The sequence below is a fragment of the Ruegeria sp. CH8 genome, from assembly GCF_056536985.1.
In genome coordinates this window covers 1-20,786 of the sequence record NZ_JBQFQR010000022.1, presented here as the reverse complement: position 1 = coordinate 20,786, position 20,786 = coordinate 1, and the positions used below count along the sequence as shown (strand labels likewise).

The following is a 20,786-nucleotide window of genomic DNA, read 5'->3' as shown; positions in this document are numbered from 1 at the left end:
GGCTAATTCCACAAATGTACCATCGTCAATCATGAATGACACAAATGTATCATCAATTGTTCTCGACCGCCTCACCGAGGAGTGGGACGCCCTCACCCCCGAGGCCCAGAAAGCCGCGCGTTATGTGCTGGAAAACCCAACGGATGTTGGGGTTTCGACCGTACGCGAGATTGCTGAGGCCGCTAAGGTCAAACCCAACACCTTTGTCCGCATGGCACGACAGGTGGGGTTCGAAGGCTATGAAGATTTCCGCGCCCCGTTCCGCGATGCGATTCGTCAGGGCGGCGTGTCGTTTCCTGATCGTGCCCGCTGGTTGCAGGATATCGGAAAATCGGGGGAGCTGGGCGGGCTCTACGCCGATATGGTCGGCGCTGCGATCCGAAACATCGAAGAAACCTTTGCCGGGATTGACGCCGCAAACCTAAAAGCGGCGGCCGAAGACATTTGGAATTGTCGCCAGATTTTCACGCTGGGCGTGGGCGTCAACAATTCGAACGCGCGCAATTTCACCTACCTTGCCTCAACGGGGATGAAGCAGTTTCACGCCATCCCCCGCCCCGGATCGACCCCGGTGGATGATCTCGCCTGGGCCGATGAACAAGACGTGCTGATCGCCATCACCTGCCACCCCTACAGGACCGAAGTGATCGACGCGATCAAGCTGGCGCGGCTGCAAGGCCTGACCGTCATCGGTATCTCTGACAGCCCAGCCAGCCCGGTCATTCTGAACGCGCAGCATGGCTTTGTCGTGGCCGCCGACACCCCACAATTCTTCCCGTCATCCGTCTCGACCATCGCACTGCTGGAAACACTGCTGTCCTTCGTGATTGCCGTATCCAGTGACGAGATTGTCGAGCGGGTGGAACGGTTTCACCAACGCAGACACCAACTTGGCCTCTACGCGGAGGAGCCCGAATGAACGCACCCCTGACCCATTCACTGGACGCGCGCTATTACACCGATCCGGAGATTTTCGCCCAGGAAATGCGGGGGCTTTTGGCCCGAACGTGGCAATTCGCAGGCCACGTGGCACAGGTCCGGGAAGCGGGCGATTACTTCGCCTTTGAAATCGCCGGGCAAAACCTGTTCTGCATTCGCGGCCGCGACGGAGAAATCCGCACCTTCTATAACGTCTGTCAGCACCGCGCGCATGAGATGGTAAGCGGCGCGGGCAACACCCGCGTTGTCGTCTGCCCGTACCACGCTTGGACCTATGAGTTGTCCGGCCAACTGCGCGCAGGCCCCAACATCAAATCCGTCCCCGGTTTCGACCGCAGCGCAATTTGCCTGACCTCGGTTCGGACCGAGGTGTTCAACGGTTTCATTTTCGTCAACCTCGACGATGACGCCGCCCCGATGGACGAATGGTACCCCGGCGTGCGCGAGGAAATCCGCGCCTTTGTTCCGCATATCGACGATCTGGAACCGCTGGAATGGGTCGAAATTCCTGAGAATTGCAATTGGAAGGTCAGCATCGAGAACTACTCGGAATGCTATCACTGTCCGAGCAACCACCCGACCTTTGCCGAAGGTGTGGTCAAGCCCGAGACCTATGACATTCAACCCGACGCGGGCGGCGGTTATGTCTTACGCCACACGACCGAGTGCCAAAGCCTCGACAAGATGACCTATCCCATCGACCTGTCTGTGCCCCATGCAGGCGATTACCAGTCGTGGTTCCTGTGGCCGATGTTCTCGTTCCAGTGCTATCCGGGCAATGTGCTGAACACCTATCACTGGCGCGCGAATGATGCCGACCACTGCACCGTCTGGCGCGGCTGGTATACCGAGGGTGGTTCGGAAAGCGCGGTTATCCGGCAACTGGCCGTGCAGGATCGCGAAACAACGGTCGAAGAGGATATTAGGCTGGTCGAAAGCGTCCACCGGGGCCTGAAGTCTCGCGGCTATCGGCCTGGGCCGCTGGTGCTGGACCCCGGCTGCGGCGTGATGTCGGAACACTCGATTGCTCGGCTGCAGCAATGGATGCGTGAGGCGGTGGACTGATGACCGCGGTGTTCCGCCCATGCTGATGCCCGAGGAGTGGCGGCCGGAACACAAGCTGTTCCCGCATCAAGTGGGCTTCACCTGCCCGCCCTTCGACTTTGACGCGGCACCTTCGGATTTCCTGCGCATGTGTCCTGAAACGGTCGGAGTGCATGGCTGGATGCTGCATGTGCCGGACTATGTGCATGGGCTGGACCAGCGAAAGCAGAACTTCGGGATGCTTAAGGACTTCGTCCATTGCATGTCCCGCAACGGCGTCGATGTCTGCGGGCAGGTCGGATCGAACTGGGTCCATGCCTGCGGGCTGGGGGTCGAGGGCGTCCGTCAGCATTGCGCCGATCTGTCCGACAAGTACGGAATCCATTTTCACATGGCCGGCTACGCCATGGTCGAGGCCCTGCGAGAGATGAACGTGGAAAAGGTCGCGCTGAACGCCGCCTATCACTGGCCGGAATGGTGGCAGGGCACCGTCGGGTTCCTGCGTGAGGCCGGGTTCGACGTGCTCTATGCGGGTAATTTCCACGATCAGGGGTGGTTTGCCAGTCAGGAAGAGGTGAACAACTATCGTTGGGTCTTTGACGGCGATCTGGCACTGAAAAGCTTTGAATACGTGGCCGAACAGGCGCCGCAAGCGGATGCGATCCTGATCAACGGGATGTGCAATTTCCGAACCGGCCCGAATGGTCTGCCACAGCGCCCGCTGCATGTGGCGGATATGCTGGAAACTACCCTTGGTAAGCCGGTGATCGGCCACGACATCGCGCTCTATTGGCGTATCTTCAAATCGCTTGGTCTGTCACCGGAAACGCCGCATGGCCAGCTTTTGAAACGGCTTTAGCCCGAAGGATCCAAACCCATGCACAAAATCCTTGCGCTCTGGGCAGTGCCCCGGTCCACCTCGACGGCCTTTGAATGGATGATGCGGCAACGTGGTGATCTGGATTGCCTGCACGAACCTTTTGGCGAGGCCTGGTATCAGGGCGAAGACCCCCTGTGGCACCGGTTCAAACCGGGCGACGTGACAACGCCCGGCCTGACGTTGGACAGCGTTTGGCAAGACATTCAGGCGCGCGCCCAAAAGGGGCCGGTTTTCCTCAAGGACTTCCCGCATTACATCAACCACATGTGGGATGCGGATTTCCTGTCGAATTTCAACCATGCCTTCCTGATACGCGACCCGGCGAAAACCATCACCTCGATGTACAAACACTGGCCGGACTTCGCCGAGGGTGAAGTCGGCTTTCCCGAACAACGCGCCCTGTTCGACCTGCTGACTGCGCTGAACGGTACCCCGCCACCGGTGATCGACAGCGACGACCTGCTGGAAGACCCGCACGCCATGACGCAAAAGTTCTGCGACGCCGTCGGCATCCCCTTCATCGAAGACGCCTTGACTTGGGAGGCGGGCGGCGACCCTTCGGCCCACAGCTGGTGGGATGGCGGGTCCTTCCACGCCAACCTTGCAAACTCGACCGGTCTTGCGCCACAGCCCCGCAAGTATATCGAACTCAACGATGCGCCGGACCGGGTGAAACAGGTGCATCGCCGGATGAAACCGCATTATGATCACCTCTACAAACACCGCCTGACGCCCTGAAGCACCGGAGACCTCACATGGCAGATATTTTCGACGAAGACCTTTTCCTCAAAGGCCTGGAACAACGCAAAGGCACGCTGGGCGCCGAATACGTGGAAAAAAACCTCGCAGCTGCAGATGATTTCACCCGCCCGTTTCAGGAGGCCATGACCGCCTGGTGCTGGGGCTTTGGCTGGGGCGACGACGTGATCGACGCGAAAACCCGGTCGATGATGAATCTGGCGATGATCGGGGCTTTGGGCAAGATGCATGAGTGGGAGATCCACTGCAAAGGCGCACTCAACAACGGCGTTAGGAAAGAGGAAATCCGCGCCATCATTCATGTTATCGGCATCTATTGCGGCGTACCCCAGGCGCTGGAGTGCTTTCGGGTTGCCCGTAAGGTTCTTTCAGAAACCTAGAAGCTCGACACGGCCAATCGGAAACGTTGACAGATAGGCTGGCTAGCCCAGTGCGATGAAAGCCGCCTTTCGACGGCCAGTTCGATGAAATTCTGTTGTTCACCTATCCCGGGACTCGCGGAACGAAGTATTCGTGCGGGTCTTTTTCTGATCCCGAAACAAGCCTATCGAAGCACTGTTTCTATGAAGGCTAAAATTTGCTACAATAGTGAATTATTGTTCAGTTATTTTGGAATATTACATGCGAGTTTACGAAGCAGTTGTGGCTGCTCTGGAAACAATAGGCGTAGATGCAGCGTATGGAGGTGCGGGCGAGAACGCAGCTGGTATGATGCTGGCGCTGGACGCCTCTGACAAAATCCGCCCCATCATTGCAAAGAACGAACAAGGCGCGTCATTCATGGCCTGTGGCCATGCAATGTTCACAGACAAATTAGGTGTTTGCTTTGCAACAGCCGGACCGGGGGCGTTCAACCTGATCTCGGGTATGTGCGTGGCGCTTACCGACAGCTACCCACTGCTGGCGATCAGCGGCTATTCGACCGTGGCCTGGGAAGGGCGCGGTGGACTGAATGAAACGTCGGGGCTAGCGCGCACACCAGATTCGCGGATGATGTTTCGCGCTGTCACAAAGAAAGACCCGGCAACCGGAGAACCCGCGGACTTTCTGGTAACCGATCCAGACGACCTCATGGACACGTTGCAGAAAGCAATCAACATTGCCTTCGAGGGACGACCGGGCCCGGTGCATGTAGCGATTGCGGAAGATATCACCGATCCGAAGATCGAGGTGACGAATTTCCGGCCTCTCCGCCTTCCGCAGATGGGCGTGACACCCGATCCGGGCACTTTGGACAAAGCGGCTGAGGTTCTTGAACATGCAATCAAGACAGAAAAGACCGTTGTCCTGCTGGCCGGGTTCGGAGCAATCCGAGCCAGAGCGAACGAGATCACCGAGAAATTCATCGAACGGTTCCAAATACCACTGCTGACAACTATGGACGGCAAGGGGATCGTGGACGAGGAAAACCCGCTGGCTATCGGCCTTTACTGCGATTCTGGTCACAAAGCGGCCTGGGAACTGTTTTCCGAAGCTGATGTGGTGCTGGCTGTGGGCAACTCCTTTGCCCAGCACGCAACCTTTGATTTCCATGACGGGCTTTTTGACGGCAAGACTTTGATCCATGTGAATATCGATGCCGGAGAGTTCGACAAGTTCTACAAACCCAATCACGTGGTGCTGGGCGATGCGAAGCAGGTGTTGCAGGGTTTGTATGACCGCATGGACAAGGTCATCGGTCCGGTCCCAAGTCGCGACTTCTGCCCGAAAGACTACGACGAGCGCTTTGTCATCTCGCCTCAAAAACAGCTGCACCCCGGAGAGATGGTGCAAAAAATCTCTCAGATGCTGCCGCCGGGCGGGATCGTGCTGGCTGATGCCGGAGCGCATGCGGCCTGGGCCGGGTATTATCTGGAACTGAAACAAGGACAAAACTTCCGCAAACCCGGAACCTACGGGCCGATGGGGATCGGTGTATGCGGGGCCATCGGTGCCAAATATGCCGAGATGAACCGACCCGTTGTCGCCGCCGTGGGGGACGGCTCTTATCTGATGACCGGCTTCGAACTGATGACTGCCGTACAATACGACATTCCGGTGGTTTGGGTGATCTTCAATGATCGGGAGTTCAAGCTGATCAAGCTTTATCAGTTGTCGGCTTTCTTCAAGACCGGATTGGTCGAATTCGACAACCCGGACTATGCGGCCTATGCCCGCGCGTGCGGGGCCGAAGGTTATGTGGTCGACCGTTTGGACGAATTTGAAGAGGCATTCCGCGCCGCTTTGGCCAGTGGAAAACCGGCTCTGATCGACGCGCGGATTACGCGCCTGGCATTACCGAATTACTCACCCCATCCCGAAGGCGTTTTGGCGGCGATCTGGTCTGGAATACGCGAAAGGTTTGGACTTTAAGCAGGAGGTTTCCGTGGACGGCAGCCAGAAAACGCTACCAAAATGGCGCGAGGTTTATGTGGGCGGATCGCCCGAGGCTGAGCTGAAAGAAACCAAAGAGCTTGCCCAGATGATGATGGCAGCGCAGCTCAAGTCAAAGGCGGCGGCCAAGGCGCGGGGCGTGGATCGGGCCTTTCACAAGAAACCCATCGCAGCCTTCAAAGGGGCCGAACTGCGGTTTGCCGAGGACCTGCCAGAGGATCTGCAGGTTGGGTTCGCCAAACCCGGCGCGGGATATCCGGCGATGGTGCGTTTCTCCAACGCGTCGTCGCAAACCCAGTCCGATGAGGACAAGGACCTGCGTGGTCTGGCGGTACGGGTGACGGAAGCCGAGGGTGTGGACCACGATCTGCTGGCGACCAACTTCGCCGTTCCCCATGCTCGCAATGCACGCCAGTTTGTCGTTTTTGCTCATGCGCTGGCGGGCGGGCGGCTCTCGAAACTGATCGGGCTGGTGCGCTTGTGTTTCGTTCTTGGCCTGTCGGAAACGCGCCGGATGCTGAGCAACGTACGCACGGCACTACGTGAATGCGACAGCGTCGCGCTGGAAAGCTATTGGAGTCGGGGTGCTATTGCCTGGGGGTCCGAAGCGGTGCGCTACACGTTCAGGCCCGTCCCAGGAATGCCGAATGTTCAAAGTGCATTTACCGGTGCGGGGCGGCTGTCGTCGGATTACGCTGCGCGGCAGGCTGGTGGCGATATCACCTTTGATCTGCTGGTACAGCGGTTCTACTCGGAGGAACAGACACCGATCGAGGACGCCGCTCATGAATGGAGCGAGCTGGTCAGTCCTCCGATCAAAGTGGCGGAACTTGTGCTGCCACAACGTGACCTGTCAACGCCAGAGGCATTGGCCGAGGCGCTGGAAATCGAACGATTGGCTTTCAACCCGTGGAACACCACTGATGAGTTCCGCCCGCTCGGCAACCTGAACCGGGCGCGCAAGGCTGTCTATGATGCGTCTGCGGCGCATCGGCAGGGCAAACGGTTCAAGGCACCACCGCCGCCCTTGCAGAACCGCATCTTTGGCACCGGCGCGCGGGCGATCCTGCGGGCGGTGAACCGCCGGGTGCCATGGCACAGAATTCCAAGCGTTCTGTTGCAAATGCTTAATCTGGACGCGCTGCGTCACGACCTCCGGCAGAAAAGCCTGATCGACACTGACCCTGAAGAACAGGTGCCATCGGCCCGTGCAGTGCCGTCTGAACCCAAACCTGAGCACCAGGTCTACCGCACGCATGATGGCAGCTACAACGATTTGTCTGATCCGCGGATGGGCGCGGCAGGGGCTACGTTCGGGCGCAACATGCCACCGCAGGTGCAGCCCGACCGCAGCCCCAACCCGGTTGAGGTGGCGCGCAAGCTTATGGATCGCAAGGCGTTCATCCCGGCCAAGATCCTGAACATTCTGGCGGCGTCGTGGATTCAATTCCAAGTGCATGACTGGGTCGCCCATGAACGGCGCAAATTGGGTGAAGATGACGATGTGGTGCCGATCCCTGACGGCTACCCCGACTGGAAGAACACCCCTGATGGCAAGCCCACGCGCGAAATGCGCATTGGCGGCAATATTCCCAAGGAAGGCGCGGACGATCCGTATCTATTTGCCAACGCAAACTCGCATTGGTGGGATGGATCGCAGGTATACGGTGTCAACACCGAGGCGGCGAAAGCTTTGCGCGAAGGACCAAAGCTGAAGCTGGAGGAATTCGAAAACGGGAAATACCTGCCCGAAAACGTACACGGCTTCGAGCTGACCGGCTTCAACGAAAGCTGGTGGCTGGGCATATCAACCCTGCACACTTTGTTTGCGCGCGAACACAACGTTCTGTGCGACGAACTCAAAAACGCTTATCCGCAGATGGATGATGAACGGGTTTATCAGACCGCGCGACTGATTGTTTCGGCGCTGATCGCCAAGATACACACAGTAGAATGGACCCCGGCCATTCTGGGCACCGAGGCCCTGGATATCGGAATGAAGACCAACTGGTACGGTCCTCCGAAGTCATGGCTGACCCGGTTGGGTATCTGGCTGACCGACACCCATGCGCTGAAAGGTATTCCGGAAACCGAACCGGATCACCACACAGCGCGTTATGCACTGACCGAAGAATTCGCTACCGTCTACAGGATGCACCCGCTGATTCCGGATGACTACATCTTCTACGATTTCGCAACCGGCAAAGAAAAGGCGCGGCGCAATTTCCTTGAGATTCAGGGCGAGCAGACCGACGAACAGTTGCGCAAGCTGGGCCTCCGCGATTGCCTCTATTCGCAGGGCATTGCCTTTCCCGGTGCGATCACGCTGCACAATTTCCCGAAATCACTGCAAAATCTCGAACGTGAGGGCGAGATGATCGACCTGTCGGTGGTGGATATCGTGCGCACCCGCGCCCGGCGCGTGCCGCGATACAACGAGTTCCGCAAGGGGCTGCACATGCCACCGGTAACCGAATGGGATGATCTGACCGCCGACCCTGAAACCAACCGTATTCTCAAGGAACTTTATGGCGATATCGACAATGTCGATACTGTGATCGGACTGCTGGGGGAAACGCCACCTGACGGGTTCGGATTCTCGGACACCGCGTTCCGCGTGTTTATCCTTATGGCCTCGCGCCGGTTGCAGTCCGACCGCTTCCTGACCACCGATTTCCGACCCGAGATTTACACACCGCTGGGCATGGACTGGATTGCGCAGAACGGGATGAAATCAGTTCTGTTGCGGCATTTCCCGGAATTCGCGCCAGTGTTGCCCAAGAACGCAACGGCCTTTGCGCCGTGGACCGTGGTGCAGGAGGGCTGAGCCATGCCGAAGGATGCCATTTCCAAGGGGCTGGAGGCGTTTCTGAATGCCCCATTGGCCCGCACCTTGTGGAACCGCCGCACCAAACGGGTAAGCCGGGGGTCCAACGTGACCGCCGGTTCACTCAGCTGGGAGTCGAAAAACAACCGCGCGCCGCTGTCGCCGTTACAAGAGGCGATCTTGATCGCCGCTACCGGCGCTTCGGGTATGACGATGCCGGACCGGCCGTTTTTCGACGATGAAAGCGGCGATCCGATCATGTCGAAACCCAATCTGGTCATGGAGGGCCGGACTGCCGGCAGCCCGGACAACGCCCAGGGCACCCATTTCTTTATGATCAACGACAGCGGTACGTTTTTTCTGCGCCGCCTCGATCCGCTGGAGGGTGGAACCGAGAACTGGACACCCGAGATACTGATCGGCCGGGCCGAACAGGCCAAGGTGCAGATCCTTGATCGCCGCATCGACGTACCTGGCGACATGCGCGATTTCCCGGCTTATTTGGACTCGAACCGGTTCCTGTCGAACACACCGGGATCGACGATCTTTTTCCCTGTGGTGGACTTGTCGCATCAATACATCAACGCGCTGATGTATTTGCTGACGCAGCCTGAAAACGCGCGGCCCGTGATAGTAGATGACCGGAATTTCTATCAACCTGCCGGTGTTAAGAAGTGGGTCGAAAAAGGATTCCTGAACCCTGAGATCAAAATACCGCTGGGCATGTTGGGTCAGATGCGCACGCAGATCGAGGCCGACCTGTTGATCCAGAACTTGTTTCTGGTAACCGAGGCATTGGGGCTGGGCGGTTGGATTCACGCGGCGATCTCTCCACCGGTGCTGATGGGCGACCCCAAGTTCAGTGATCAATACGGTAAGATGCTGGGCTTTGATTACGTAACGCCGAAATGGCGTGTTATGGACCTGTTGCGTTGGCACACGTTACCGATAGCCGCAATGAAACACGTGCGGGCACATGCGGTCGGCCTGCGGCATCACGGCGAGCACCTTATCAAGGGTAAGTGCCCACCTTACTACCCCACGATGTCCGATGCGGTTGACGCGGTGATAGCAGGGAAATTCGGTCGGGATGGTATCTACAAGAACCAGGCGTTGTTCGAGCGAATATACAAAGGCGAATTCGGCGACAAATACCTGCAGGAGGCAGGTGAGTACGAGCAAGATGTCATCAACTGTGCCCGTGACATTTGTAGCTACATTCACAAAACCCATGGCCGGTTTCCTGCTCATTGCGAAGCCATTCATGCTCCCGGTATCTGGCTTCAGACCCATCGTCTCGAGAACGAGTACTACGACACGTACTTCACCCACGGGTTAACCGAAGCGCAGCGCGCACATGATCAGAACTGGGGAATATGACGAGTGTTTTGGTTGATCCGTCCGTCAATCGAAACAAAGTTCGATCGCGTTTGAGTTCCCCTGGAGACACCAAAGGTTCGATTGCCCAGCAAGTTCCAAACCGTCCGGCTGGTGCAGCGGCGTCCAAAGAAATGTGCAGTCGGTTTCCTGGCATGATGACCCGGTTCGTGCGCACGTGCTTTGAATTGACTACGGGCAATCCGTTATCGGCGTATTTGGGCTGTCTACCACGAGAATTCGTGGATAGGATCGTTCCAAGTTCGATTGCCGCACCGGTCGCTTGAATACGGTCTTGGACCTCTGCAATCAGCAGCCTGAAATAATGAGCGTCGATACGCCCCGCTTTGAATGCTGCGCTTGCACTCGCTGTGAAGGTCAGCGGCTGTGGAAGCCGTCCAATCCCTAAGACAAAGTCTTTCAAGGATTTCTCCCTCAGCCCTCTCTTGAGAAGATCGGCTCAGGTTATGAGCCTGACGAGGTGAGACGTTAAGCAATTGATCCGGGGGATCATTTGTAGTCTGAACGGGCTGTGCTGAGATTTTCTGATGCTGGTTGCGGGAGCAGGATTTGGCCTTTACCGAACAATCTCATTCATAAATCGGAAAGAATAGCCTTGTAAATTGTCAGCTACGATCAATGTTTTCATTTTCTCATAACTGAGTGCCGCGGAAAACGGACAAAAGCACATTTCCAGCAAGCCCTGCCGACATTGCACCAACTGCTAATGTTTTTGGCCTGGCACCTCTAGCCGCACAATTACGATTTTCGCTTGCGCATTTCCCTTTTGCGCTTGGCTATACAAAGAAGTTCAACTGGATCAAGCATGGCAGAAAATCAAAAACTTTGTCTTCTGAGGTGCATGTAAATGCGGAAAAATTCCACGAAATGTGGAGACCTTCGACTCTAGAGAGGTGTCAAAATTTTATTCATTTAATATTCTAGTTTCCAGACTTCGATTTGGATATTGGACTTTTTCTCGAATGAGAGGATTTATTTTCTTCTCTTTGAGCTGCTATCGGGAAGAGGCTACTGCTCCCAAATATCGATTCATCGCGAATTAGGCCTTGTCTCGCAATTATCCTTTTCATCTAAATGTTGAGCCAATTCGTAGCTAGTGACGGCATTGGGCTTGACAACGGTAGTGTCACTTATTCCGCACGACGGGCGTTGACGAAACGCAAAACGGATGAACGCATACTGGATACAAGTGCCAGAGAACCCACCAATAGGATGATGCAAGTTGGCATTTAGGAGCTAAAAAATATCTACCCTTGAAAGAAAGGCCGAAAATAGGCATTATTTTTTAAATGGAGCTGAGGTCGGGTTTATCGACTTTGAGACCATATTTCTAACTAGTTTTCTGGGGCTTGCCGTAAGGTTCGTTCCACTGGAAATATTATTGATCAATTTGAGGTTGGGATTTGTCGACTTCATGAGCATATTGTTATCCGGCTTCTTGGGGCTTGCCGTAAGGTTCGTTCCAAAAATATTTGACGTACTAGCTGCCGACCGGGAGCAGGGTGACGTACAAACTGGGGTTGCGGATATAGTTCGCAAGATTTCGGGCACTGAAGACCCCGCAGAGGCCGAAACAAGGCTCGAAGCCAGCAAAGAACTTCAAGAAAAACTACAAAAAGAGCTAAATGAGCTGGAGAGACTGGCCAGAGAAGAGCAAGAAAACCAGCAACAGGAAATTGCAAAAATAGCGCAAAAATTCCTCGAGCTAGAGGAGCAAGAGCGTGAGCTACAAAACCAACAGAAGAAAGACTATCTAAAGGCAGAATTAGAGTCACGAATGGCTGCGCGTGACTTCGCTAAGAAAGCCTCCGGTGGGGTCGACTGGCTTGTGTCTTCTATGACGCCTATCCTTTCGATTTTAATACTTATCGGCTTCGTGAGGACTCTGTATTTTATTGTCACAACGAAAACGGAAATCCAAAACGCGGAGATCTTTTTCACGGCCATAGGCACGCTGGCAACAGCATTTGCGACAATCATCGCTTTTCATTTCGGCTCGTCTGCGGGCTCGAAGTTCAAAGATGAATTGGTGCCGTCTCTCGAACCAGCGGACAACATTCCCCCCCCACTAGAGAAGGACGCTGCATTATCTCCAGTCGCGGTGGCCCGGGTAGCACAGACCGAGAAAATCGCACTCGAAGATCTACCAGATCCAGGTGGAACTTTTGGTCTCTTCCGGAGAAAGGCGCCGGGCATTGCAAATGATCTTATGAGCGATTTCGGTATGACGTTGGATCAAGCTTGCGGCATCCTCGGAAATATTGGGCATGAATGCGCAGGTTTCCAAGCCATGCAGGAAATTAAGCCCATCGTCCCGGGGTCCCGTGGTGGTTGGGGTTGGTGTCAGTGGACTGGCCCGCGCCGTCGCGCCTTCGAAAAGTGGTGCAAAGACAACGGCTTTACCAACCTTTCTGATGACAACGCGAACTACGGCTTCCTCAAACACGAACTGGAAACCAGCGAAAGTCGAGCGCTTGAACACTTGATCGCTACTCGGTCGCTCGCTGATGCAACCAGATCGTTTATGGACAGATTTGAAAGGCCCGGCGTGAAGCATTTCGATAGCCGGCTGGACTGGGCGCGTGAAGCCAAGCGCGCTTTCCGGAATGTCAGCGGGTGAGTGATATGGGAAGAGAACCATGAACCCCAGAATTCGCACACTGCTTGATATAGCAGACCTTGTCCTGCCGCCCATTGTTTCGCTCGCGAAGGAAGACAAGACCGAAAAACTCGCCAACGATGTTGCTGAGGTTGTCTCCAGCGTCGTGGGGGAGGTAAAGGACGCCAAAGAGTTTGAAGCGGAGATGCTCAAAAACGACGCGCTCGTCGCCGAGTTGAAGCGGCGGCTGGAAATCGTAACTCTTAGCTACCAGGACTTGAAAAATCGGGAGTTCATCGAGGACCAAAACGAAGCTCTGGAAAAGCGAACCGCTGACTTGGCGCGGGAGACTGCAGATCACCAAAGAGAGCTTGAAAAAATCGCTGAAGAGTTGAAAGACACTGAGTTTGCAAGATCGCAAGCGCTTGCGAATGCTCAATCCGAGCGGTGGTGGATACGCTGGATTAACCCGGTTATGTCGGTGGCGATTGTGCTGGCATTCTTTTTCTTTGTCCATCTGATCGCAACTAAAGAGATGGGTTTTAGCATTGGCGGTACGGCTGCACAGCGCGGTATTTTCCTAACGGAAGACGAGCGACAAGAACTCACTCAAGATCAACTCAAAGAATATGACGGGGCGTACGAGCGATTAGAACAGGTATTCGAAGGCACAGCCATCCAAGAGGTCACCATCCTCACCGATGAACAGCTGCAGGTTCTGACCGAGGAGAAGCGTGATGCCTACAACCAAGCGCTCTCGGACCTGCAACAAACGTTCGATGCCACTTTGGCGACAGGTGGCGGATTGACTTTGTCGGAAGACCAACGTGAATTGCTCACGGTCGAACAGCGCGCACTATTCGATGACGCGCTGTCGTCACTAGAAGAACAACAACAGCAGGTGCGTGACGTTTTTTACGTCGCCTTTGGTGCGCTTGCGACGGCCTTCGTTACTGTTATAGGGTTCCATTTCGGGTCCTCGTACGGCTCCAAGAGGAAAACACAACTCCAGCGGCTCTACGGAACACAAGGCGTTCTATCGAAGGAAGAGGACGTACGCGGACGTGTGACCGAAGACTTCACGAGAGAAGCGGTAGATGTACCTGATCAAAGTCCGGCGCAAAAATTAGGGGGGGTTTTCGCCGACAAGAAAACGACCGCCATAATGCACCCATTTGAGAAATTTTGGATGGAGCACCTCTCCCACATAGAGCATTTCAACTGGCGCGAGCTTCTGGAAAAAGGGGCAAGTAACACTGGAACGGGAATAAATTCAGACCCGCCGGAAACACTTTACCGAAATGTGGTGCCGCTGTTGAACGCTCTCGACAAAATACGCAAGGAGGTCGGCGCGCCGATCAAGCTTATCAGCGTCTATCGAAACCCGGCCTATAACGCCCATGTAGGTGGTGCAGAAAATAGCCGGCATATGCAGTTCGACGCTGCTGATTTTCAGGTACTCGGCAACAACGTCGGCTCTCCGAAGGACTGGAGCGCCATTGCCAAACAACTTCGAAAGGAAGGTGTGTTCGAAGGGGGCGTGGGAACATACCGGACTTTTGTCCACATTGATACTCGTGGAACCCGCGCGGACTGGGTTGGGTAAGTGTATACTGCAACTGAGTACTTTGACGGATCAATCATGCATGCTGCACAAACCGCATGACTGGAAAGGACGCGCTACTGTCCAACCAAGACCTGAAATGTTCAAAGGAATTCAGACCCGGATGACCCGCCCAAAGCTCGTCAAATCGACGCTCGCCTTCGTCAAACGCGACGGGCCTAGAGTGAACTACGGACGTTACCTCGCCTGCTCTGCCGCCCACAAACTCGGCACTTGTTCCAATAAGCAATCCATTCGCCGCAATGTCCAGGAAGACACCGTTCTGGACTTGCTTCGTCAGCGTCTGATGCAGCCCGACGCAGTGGCCGCTTTTATCAAGTCCTTCAGTGAAGCCGCTAACGCGGAAGCAGGCACAGCGGAGGAAGCCCGAAAACGCGCGTTATCAGAATCTCCCCTCCTACAAAGTAGTATCCGCCGATCTTAACAAAATCCAAAAACAGGCAGCGCGGCTCCTAAACAGTTTGGAAAATATAGATTGGGACGCCCAACTCGCACTCGAAAAAGGCATGGATGCTGACAACGCGAGGATGATCACGCAAGGCGAAGCTGCCCCAGAACATCCGTCGCATTTTCTGTCGCTAAGAAGTTTTTCCGATGACCTCATGGGAGTTACGTTAGATATTCCTGCTCTAAAGGCTATCATCGGCGGTCTTGAGGTTGCCGCATCCAACGGCCAGCAAAACCTTGGAAAGCGTCCCTCAAAGAAAATCCCTGATTATGGTCTGCGCCTTTGGCTACTCAACATCGAACAGCTTTGGTTTAAATTGAGCGACCGTCCGTTTTCCCGTGACGTCGACAGTACCGGAAAACCTATTACTTATGCTGGTCGTTTCTGCGTTGCCGCGTTCAAGTTGATTGAGCCAAATTATTCCGTCTCTCGCATTATGAACGGGATGAAAAACCTAAAGAAAGAAAAACGAAAGCCTACTGGCAAAGCTGGGGAAGAAATCACCCCCTAGCTTTGCCAGTGGTTTCGCTCGAAAAGCGAAGGTGATCGCTCCTATGTTCGCCCCATAGCAACTTCCGCTGAAAGGACGAACAACATGCAACAGCAGGCAATCGCCACCGAACAGATCATCCCCACATCAGATTATTGGGATGGTTTTATTACCGAGACAGAAGCGGCAGACTATCTCTGCCAAAGCGTGCGCACCATGCAGAAATGGCGCGTGTGAGTGGCTTTGGTCCTTCCTTTTACAAACCGGGCCGGTCGGTGCGCTACCGCCGCCGCGATCTGCGCATTTGGGCTGAAGGTCGCCGCCGCCGTAACACCTCGAAAGTCTGAGTTTTGCCCGCGCGGGGTTGGCAGCGCCGTACGGGATTTTGGGGCCGGAATGGCTCTCTAGGGGCGCGGGCGAAACGGTCCTGCGCCCCTTTTCCTAAACATCAACAGAAAGATACTGAACAATGGCAAACCAGCCCGCACAGAAATTCAAGATAGGCCTGATCACTGCAACCATCTGGGACAATGACGGCTTCTATTCGGTCGATATGTCCCGCGCCTACAAGACCGATACCGGCGAATGGCGCAACTCAAACAGCTTTCACCATTCCGACCTGCTCAATATTGCCAAATGCGCAGAGCGCGCCGAAATCTGGATTGGCCGTCAAACCAATGCCCGGTGATGGCATCGCCGGAGCGGCTTCGCTCCGGCCCCAAACAAATGCTGCCCCGCCGGAGGCACAGAAGGGGCGTAAGCCCCCGCACTCTTTTCACCACATCTCCAAATATCCCAGCGGTAGGGCATGCCGCGATAAAGGGGGGGTCTTGTAACACCCCCCTCCACGAATACGAAAGCGAAGGTCAGCGTAAATGGAGGCAACAATCCTGCATTCAGGCTTCGATGGGCTGAAATTCACGATTCAAGCTGATATCCCAGATAGTTTTCGTGAAGAACTGGTGTCCGCCAAGCAACATGCAAAGGAGACATATAGCGATTGTGTTCTCGAATTTGGTTCTTTGTCGCTCAACGTGACTAGCAAGGGCGCACGCGGCTTCTCAGCCCATACCGGCGACCATGGGGCCGTGTGGCTGTTTCAAGACCCGCAGGACCGCATTCCCTACAATCCCGGGATCACCGTCGACTTTCGTTCCTTCGGCCTAGCTACAGGCGGTCTTGAAGGAGCTGAGAGTCATTTTCGCGATTGCATGGAGGCGTTTGGGGTCAGGTACGTAGAAACGCAATTGCGGGTAGCGCGGGCTGACTTCGCCGTGGACTTGCTGGCCCCTTGGTTTGAACCAGACCGCGAAGCCTTGGTTGTTCCACCCGGCACCAAGGTCACGGAATACACTGGTGTTGATGAAACCGCGACTGTATCCAGCGGCGCGCGTGTGGTTGGCTTGCGTGCCGGTGCCGTCGCCAATCGACAATTGGCGATCTATGACAAGCGGGCCGAAGTGATCCAGCAGAACAAGATGGGCTGGCTGACTATCTGGAATTCGGCGCTTGAAGCGATTGATAAACCGCCTCTTGATCTGGCCGACCGGGCTGCGAGTCAGGTCTGGCGCTTTGAGATGCGGCTTGGTTCTACGCAACTCCGCAACCGGTTTGAGATGCGCAACTGGTCAGACGTGCATGATGTCATTGGAGACGCATTTTCAGACGCACTAGGACGCATTCGCTACTGCATGCCCACCGCAGAAGGAAACCGCGCCCGTTGGCCCACTCACGAGCTTTGGCGACAAATTGAAGCTGTGGTTGGCAACGACCTGTTGCAGAACTGTGCGGGCGTTCTGTCCTGCGACGTGATGGAAGCCGATCGGGCTGCGAAGATGCGGGAGCTGGATGCGCAGCTCGCTGGACTGTTTGTCACTCGTGCGGCGATTTCAGACGTTTCTGCGGACAGTTTCAGTGAATTTCTGGATGGTCACTCCGAAGTACTGGCTCGGCTCGTTGCAGAGAATACCACACCACTTGAAGAACGACTTGCCAAGGCGCGCGGAAAGTATCGGTTGTCTTGAGAGGCCACCAAGCAGACCTTCGCTGCGGTTGCGATGCTCGGTCTGACTAAGAGCCGCATTGCGCAGAAAGCTGACTTTGCAAAGCCTCGCTGGCGGCTATAGTGCCCGTGCGAATGAAACTATTGTGCCGATGCCTTGAGCAAATAGTGCCGTTGTTTTACGCGCAACAACCCCTTGTCAACTAAGCGTGGATAGCGGTGGGTGTATGACTCTTCAATATTTGTTGCCCTTACTCTGACAAGCAAACAAAATGGACTTTATGGTTCAACCGCCACCGCCAAATCTAAACTCTTAATTTGACACTCGATATGAATGTGTGACATTTTTACAAGTTAACTACTTTTCTAAAAATTTTTGTTTGGGGAAATGTTATAGCAATCCGACTCGGTACGAAGCGAAGTGATACGATTTTTACTGGCTCGTCAAACGATCTCATTTTCGGTTTGCGGGGCGACGACACGATAAATGCAGGTGCTGGATTTGACGTGGTGTTTGCGGGTTCGGGCAATGACACAATCACTCACATTGCTAGTGAAAATGTAAATACCTGGGACGTCTACAAGGGAGGGCGTGGCACAGATACGCTTCGTCTAGAGTTGACCAGTGCTGAATGGAACGACGAAAAAATTCGCTCTGAAGTTATCGCTTTCGCGAGCTTTCTTAGCGACGGAGGCGGCAGATCATTCAAAATGGCCTCTCTCGGGATTAAAATACGCAACATCGAGGCTCTTACTCTTGTAGTCGATGGTGAAGTAGTCGATCCGCTTGCTCCTGAGGGGGAACCGGTAGTTATCGATCTTGGCGATTCATCAGAGGATGAGGTCATTTCTGTTAATAACGGAGCTAGCTATGAGGTCACAACTGGATCGGGTGATGACGAGGTACAAACCGGTGACGGGGATGACCGGATCGATGCTGGAGATGGCAACAATCTGATCTTCCCTGGGGCCGGCGACGATGTCGTTTTCGGAAGCTCAGGGGACGACACGGTTATTGGCGGGTCCGGTGCCGGCGATGACATTTATGATTTGGGCGAAGGCAGGAATACCGTAGCATATACCTCTGCAACGATGGGCGTCTCCGTTGACCTCAGAGAGCTGGATCGTTCGACTACTTCTTTCACACGCGCAGACGGTTCTGGCGATACAACTATTGGTGAATTTCTTTCGGAGAACACTGACAGAAATGGTGCTCCGTTTAGCCCAAACTTGCCTGTCGGTCTTGCATCAGGTGCGGAAATCGACACAGACATTCTAATCGGTATCGACGATGTAGTGTTTGCCGAGACTGGTAGTGGCAACGACACAATCATTGGCAATGAACAAGACAACCTTCTGCAAAGCGGTGCCGGAAATGACGTAGCATCCGGCGGAGACGGTGACGACAGACTTGAGGGTGGAGAAGGCGACGACGAGTTGAATGGCGACGGAGGTGCCGACCGTATAATAGGTGGTGCCGGAAATGACACCGTGAACGGTGGCGCGGGTCGAGACACAATGGTCTTCAGCGGAAACCGCAACGAATATGTCATTGTGAGCCTTGGTGGTGGCCGTTACCAAATCACCGATACAGTCCCCAATCGCGATGGCGTTGACGAGTTTTCAAGTATCAGTGTGCTGGTGTTCGATGATCAAGTGTTGTTCGATTTTCAATTGCCTAGCGCGGGCGTCATTAACGGCACACCCGATGCGGACACGCTTAATGGTAGTGAAGGTAACGATCAAATCTTCGGCTTCGATGGTGACGACATTCTCAATGGTTTTGGAGGTGGCGACAACCTGGACGGTGGACGTGGAGAAGACACAATCGACGGTGGGGACGGGTTTGATTCAGCGAACTACTCCCGGCAGTTCGAGAATGGGATTTTTATCACTGGCAGGCAGGCAATAAACGCTGATCTCAGCAACAATACGGTTTTTGATGAATACGGTGATCAAGACACTGTCTTCAACGTTGAGAGCCTGATTGCCACTGAATTTGATGACACGCTCATTTCCGCAGAAGGCGGCTCACGTTTTTCTCCCGGGCTCGGTGCGGATAGCATTACTGGTAGCGAAGTTGGGTTCGATACGATCTCCTACGACTTTGTGGCAGACACGAATCGTGGTATCGAAGCCGTATTTTCAAATACAATTGCTCGTTCGGGTTTCGTCGTGGATGTGGGCGGATCAGTTGACGAGTTTGCCAGCATCGAAGAATTGACCGGAAGCGGCTTGGATGACATTCTACTAGGTGGAATTGACGACCAGAATTTCTTCGACGGTGACACCGGGGGCAATAGTGGTTCGGATTTAATTGATGGAGGCGAAGGCTTTGACCGCCTCGACCTTGCTGGCACTGGAAACGTTATCATCGACATGCAGAACACAGTCGATCCGTTTGTAATAGCTGCATACCTAGGCAATTTTGAAACTCAGTTTTCAGTGACCTTAAACGCAACGACAACAGATCGACTGGATGGTAACGCAGATAACTTTTTTGCTTATACAGACGGATATGGAAACACTGACTATGCACGCAGCATTGAACGCGTTGACTTACTGCGTGGTGGCGACGACATTGTCCGAGGCGACGACGCCAATAATGACTTCCGTGGTGGCGCAGGCGAAGATGAACTAGAAGGCCGCGGCGGCGACGATACGCTTACCGGTGGTCTGGGCAACGATGTACTTATTGGAGGTGAAGGTTCCGACCAGCTATTCGGCAATGACGACAATGATGTGATAGCAGGCGGCACCGGCGACGATCAGTTGTGGGGTGGTTTTGGCGCCGATGAGTTCCAGTTTTTCTCGGGTGACGGAACGGACTCCATCTTCGACTTCCAAGTCGGGACTGATTTCATAACACTGGAATCTGGGTTGTTGATTTCTTCGCTCCAACAAACTGACCTAAATGGCGATGGTGCGGACGATACTTTGGTAACACTATCCTCGGGTGATGAAATACAACTCTTCTTCGTCACAGGATTGACAGACGGCTCAGAATTGATTGCATAGAATAATCAGCCAAAATGGTGGTGATTTTCTGGAAACACGTAAATGTTTGGGTGTGTCCAGCTGGTTGCGCATTTCGGAGTCTGCAAAGCTTAAACTGCAAAGTCTTGTTTTGAATGTCCGGTTTGGGCTGCGACCTGTCGAATGCGTACATAGCGCCCTGTTGGATCGGCAATGACGGCTCAGGGCTCATCACGACTATTCGGTGATTTGTGCGAATAGCCGCTGTTGCGCTTTCACAACAGGGCCAATTCACCCCTGATGCTTCCACAGTGCTTCCAGTTGTGCATTGGCCCTAAACGCAGAAAGCGCCCCTTGGGGCGCTAAGTGTTTGATATCTGACGCTTTAGGTTGGTTGCGGGAGTAGGATTTGAACCTACGACCTTCA

16 protein-coding genes are annotated in these 20,786 nt (G+C 54.6%); all 16 read left to right on the top strand.

Features of this window, described 5'->3' with window-relative positions; all coding sequences use genetic code 11:
* The first annotated feature begins 31 nt into the window (after nt 1-31).
* The 16 genes from ACR0ER_RS20310 to ACR0ER_RS20235 all read left to right on the top strand — a co-directional run bounded on the left by ACR0ER_RS20310 (nt 32) and on the right by ACR0ER_RS20235 (nt 20,401).
* Nucleotides 32-919 (top strand): MurR/RpiR family transcriptional regulator, encoded by an 888-nt coding sequence (locus tag ACR0ER_RS20310; protein ID WP_170333098.1) that lies wholly within the window; start codon nt 32-34, stop codon nt 917-919.
* A complete protein-coding gene (locus ACR0ER_RS20305; RefSeq protein ID WP_480770494.1) occupies nt 916-2,004 on the top strand; it encodes an aromatic ring-hydroxylating oxygenase subunit alpha in 1,089 nt (362 codons plus the stop codon). The genes ACR0ER_RS20310 and ACR0ER_RS20305 overlap by 4 nt, the downstream gene beginning before the upstream one ends.
* 19 nt (nt 2,005-2,023) lie before the next feature.
* Nucleotides 2,024-2,842 (top strand): aspartate racemase/maleate isomerase family protein, encoded by an 819-nt coding sequence (locus tag ACR0ER_RS20300; RefSeq protein ID WP_480770493.1) that lies wholly within the window; start codon nt 2,024-2,026, stop codon nt 2,840-2,842.
* A gap of 18 nt (nt 2,843-2,860) precedes the next feature.
* Complete coding sequence (locus ACR0ER_RS20295) at nt 2,861-3,601, top strand: sulfotransferase-like domain-containing protein (RefSeq protein ID WP_480770492.1); 741 nt, start codon at nt 2,861-2,863, stop codon at nt 3,599-3,601.
* Between the two features lie 17 nt (nt 3,602-3,618).
* On the top strand, nt 3,619-4,002 hold the full coding sequence (locus ACR0ER_RS20290) for a carboxymuconolactone decarboxylase family protein (protein WP_480770491.1): 384 nt from the start codon (nt 3,619-3,621) through the stop codon (nt 4,000-4,002).
* Nucleotides 4,003-4,243: 241 nt separating this feature from the next.
* On the top strand, nt 4,244-5,974 hold the full coding sequence (locus ACR0ER_RS20285) for a thiamine pyrophosphate-binding protein (RefSeq protein WP_480770490.1): 1,731 nt from the start codon (nt 4,244-4,246) through the stop codon (nt 5,972-5,974).
* A 13-nt stretch (nt 5,975-5,987) separates the two neighbouring features.
* Nucleotides 5,988-8,822, top strand: a complete 2,835-nt coding sequence (locus ACR0ER_RS20280) for a peroxidase family protein (RefSeq protein ID WP_480770489.1) — start codon at nt 5,988-5,990, stop codon at nt 8,820-8,822.
* A gap of 3 nt (nt 8,823-8,825) precedes the next feature.
* A complete protein-coding gene (locus tag ACR0ER_RS20275; RefSeq protein ID WP_480770488.1) occupies nt 8,826-10,202 on the top strand; it encodes a hypothetical protein in 1,377 nt (458 codons plus the stop codon).
* A gap of 1,432 nt (nt 10,203-11,634) precedes the next feature.
* Entirely contained in the window at nt 11,635-12,840 is a 1,206-nt protein-coding gene (locus ACR0ER_RS20270; RefSeq protein ID WP_480770487.1) for a phage tail tip lysozyme, read from the top strand.
* 19 nt (nt 12,841-12,859) lie between these two features.
* A complete protein-coding gene (locus tag ACR0ER_RS20265; RefSeq protein ID WP_480770486.1) occupies nt 12,860-14,425 on the top strand; it encodes a YcbK family protein in 1,566 nt (521 codons plus the stop codon).
* Between the two features lie 40 nt (nt 14,426-14,465).
* On the top strand, nt 14,466-14,867 hold the full coding sequence (locus tag ACR0ER_RS20260) for a hypothetical protein (RefSeq protein ID WP_480770485.1): 402 nt from the start codon (nt 14,466-14,468) through the stop codon (nt 14,865-14,867).
* Between the two features lie 82 nt (nt 14,868-14,949).
* Nucleotides 14,950-15,402, top strand: coding sequence for a hypothetical protein (locus ACR0ER_RS20255; RefSeq protein ID WP_480770484.1), 453 nt, complete (start codon nt 14,950-14,952; stop codon nt 15,400-15,402).
* A gap of 84 nt (nt 15,403-15,486) precedes the next feature.
* Nucleotides 15,487-15,618, top strand: coding sequence for a hypothetical protein (locus ACR0ER_RS20250; RefSeq protein WP_480770483.1), 132 nt, complete (start codon nt 15,487-15,489; stop codon nt 15,616-15,618).
* Nucleotides 15,619-15,850: 232 nt separating this feature from the next.
* Complete coding sequence (locus ACR0ER_RS20245; RefSeq protein ID WP_170601468.1) at nt 15,851-16,069, top strand: hypothetical protein; 219 nt, start codon at nt 15,851-15,853, stop codon at nt 16,067-16,069.
* Nucleotides 16,070-16,256: 187 nt separating this feature from the next.
* Nucleotides 16,257-17,405 carry a hypothetical protein gene (locus tag ACR0ER_RS20240; protein WP_480770482.1) on the top strand — a complete coding sequence of 383 codons (1,149 nt, stop codon included), beginning with the start codon at nt 16,257-16,259 and terminating at the stop codon, nt 17,403-17,405.
* A 350-nt stretch (nt 17,406-17,755) separates the two neighbouring features.
* The gene (locus tag ACR0ER_RS20235; protein WP_480770531.1) at nt 17,756-20,401 is read left to right on the top strand and encodes a calcium-binding protein; all 2,646 of its coding nucleotides are present in this window, start codon (nt 17,756-17,758) and stop codon (nt 20,399-20,401) included.
* Nucleotides 20,402-20,786 lie beyond the last annotated feature (385 nt).

Coding starts and splice junctions, on each gene's coding strand:
- ACR0ER_RS20310 (WP_170333098.1), top strand. CDS start 32: ATGAATGACACAAATGTATCATCAATTGTTCTCGACCGCCTCACCGAG.
- ACR0ER_RS20305 (WP_480770494.1), top strand. CDS start 916: ATGAACGCACCCCTGACCCATTCACTGGACGCGCGCTATTACACCGAT.
- ACR0ER_RS20300 (WP_480770493.1), top strand. CDS start 2,024: ATGCTGATGCCCGAGGAGTGGCGGCCGGAACACAAGCTGTTCCCGCAT.
- ACR0ER_RS20295 (WP_480770492.1), top strand. CDS start 2,861: ATGCACAAAATCCTTGCGCTCTGGGCAGTGCCCCGGTCCACCTCGACG.
- ACR0ER_RS20290 (WP_480770491.1), top strand. CDS start 3,619: ATGGCAGATATTTTCGACGAAGACCTTTTCCTCAAAGGCCTGGAACAA.
- ACR0ER_RS20285 (WP_480770490.1), top strand. CDS start 4,244: ATGCGAGTTTACGAAGCAGTTGTGGCTGCTCTGGAAACAATAGGCGTA.
- ACR0ER_RS20275 (WP_480770488.1), top strand. CDS start 8,826: ATGCCGAAGGATGCCATTTCCAAGGGGCTGGAGGCGTTTCTGAATGCC.
- ACR0ER_RS20270 (WP_480770487.1), top strand. CDS start 11,635: ATGAGCATATTGTTATCCGGCTTCTTGGGGCTTGCCGTAAGGTTCGTT.
- ACR0ER_RS20265 (WP_480770486.1), top strand. CDS start 12,860: ATGAACCCCAGAATTCGCACACTGCTTGATATAGCAGACCTTGTCCTG.
- ACR0ER_RS20260 (WP_480770485.1), top strand. CDS start 14,466: ATGCTGCACAAACCGCATGACTGGAAAGGACGCGCTACTGTCCAACCA.
- ACR0ER_RS20255 (WP_480770484.1), top strand. CDS start 14,950: ATGGATGCTGACAACGCGAGGATGATCACGCAAGGCGAAGCTGCCCCA.
- ACR0ER_RS20250 (WP_480770483.1), top strand. CDS start 15,487: ATGCAACAGCAGGCAATCGCCACCGAACAGATCATCCCCACATCAGAT.
- ACR0ER_RS20245 (WP_170601468.1), top strand. CDS start 15,851: ATGGCAAACCAGCCCGCACAGAAATTCAAGATAGGCCTGATCACTGCA.
- ACR0ER_RS20240 (WP_480770482.1), top strand. CDS start 16,257: ATGGAGGCAACAATCCTGCATTCAGGCTTCGATGGGCTGAAATTCACG.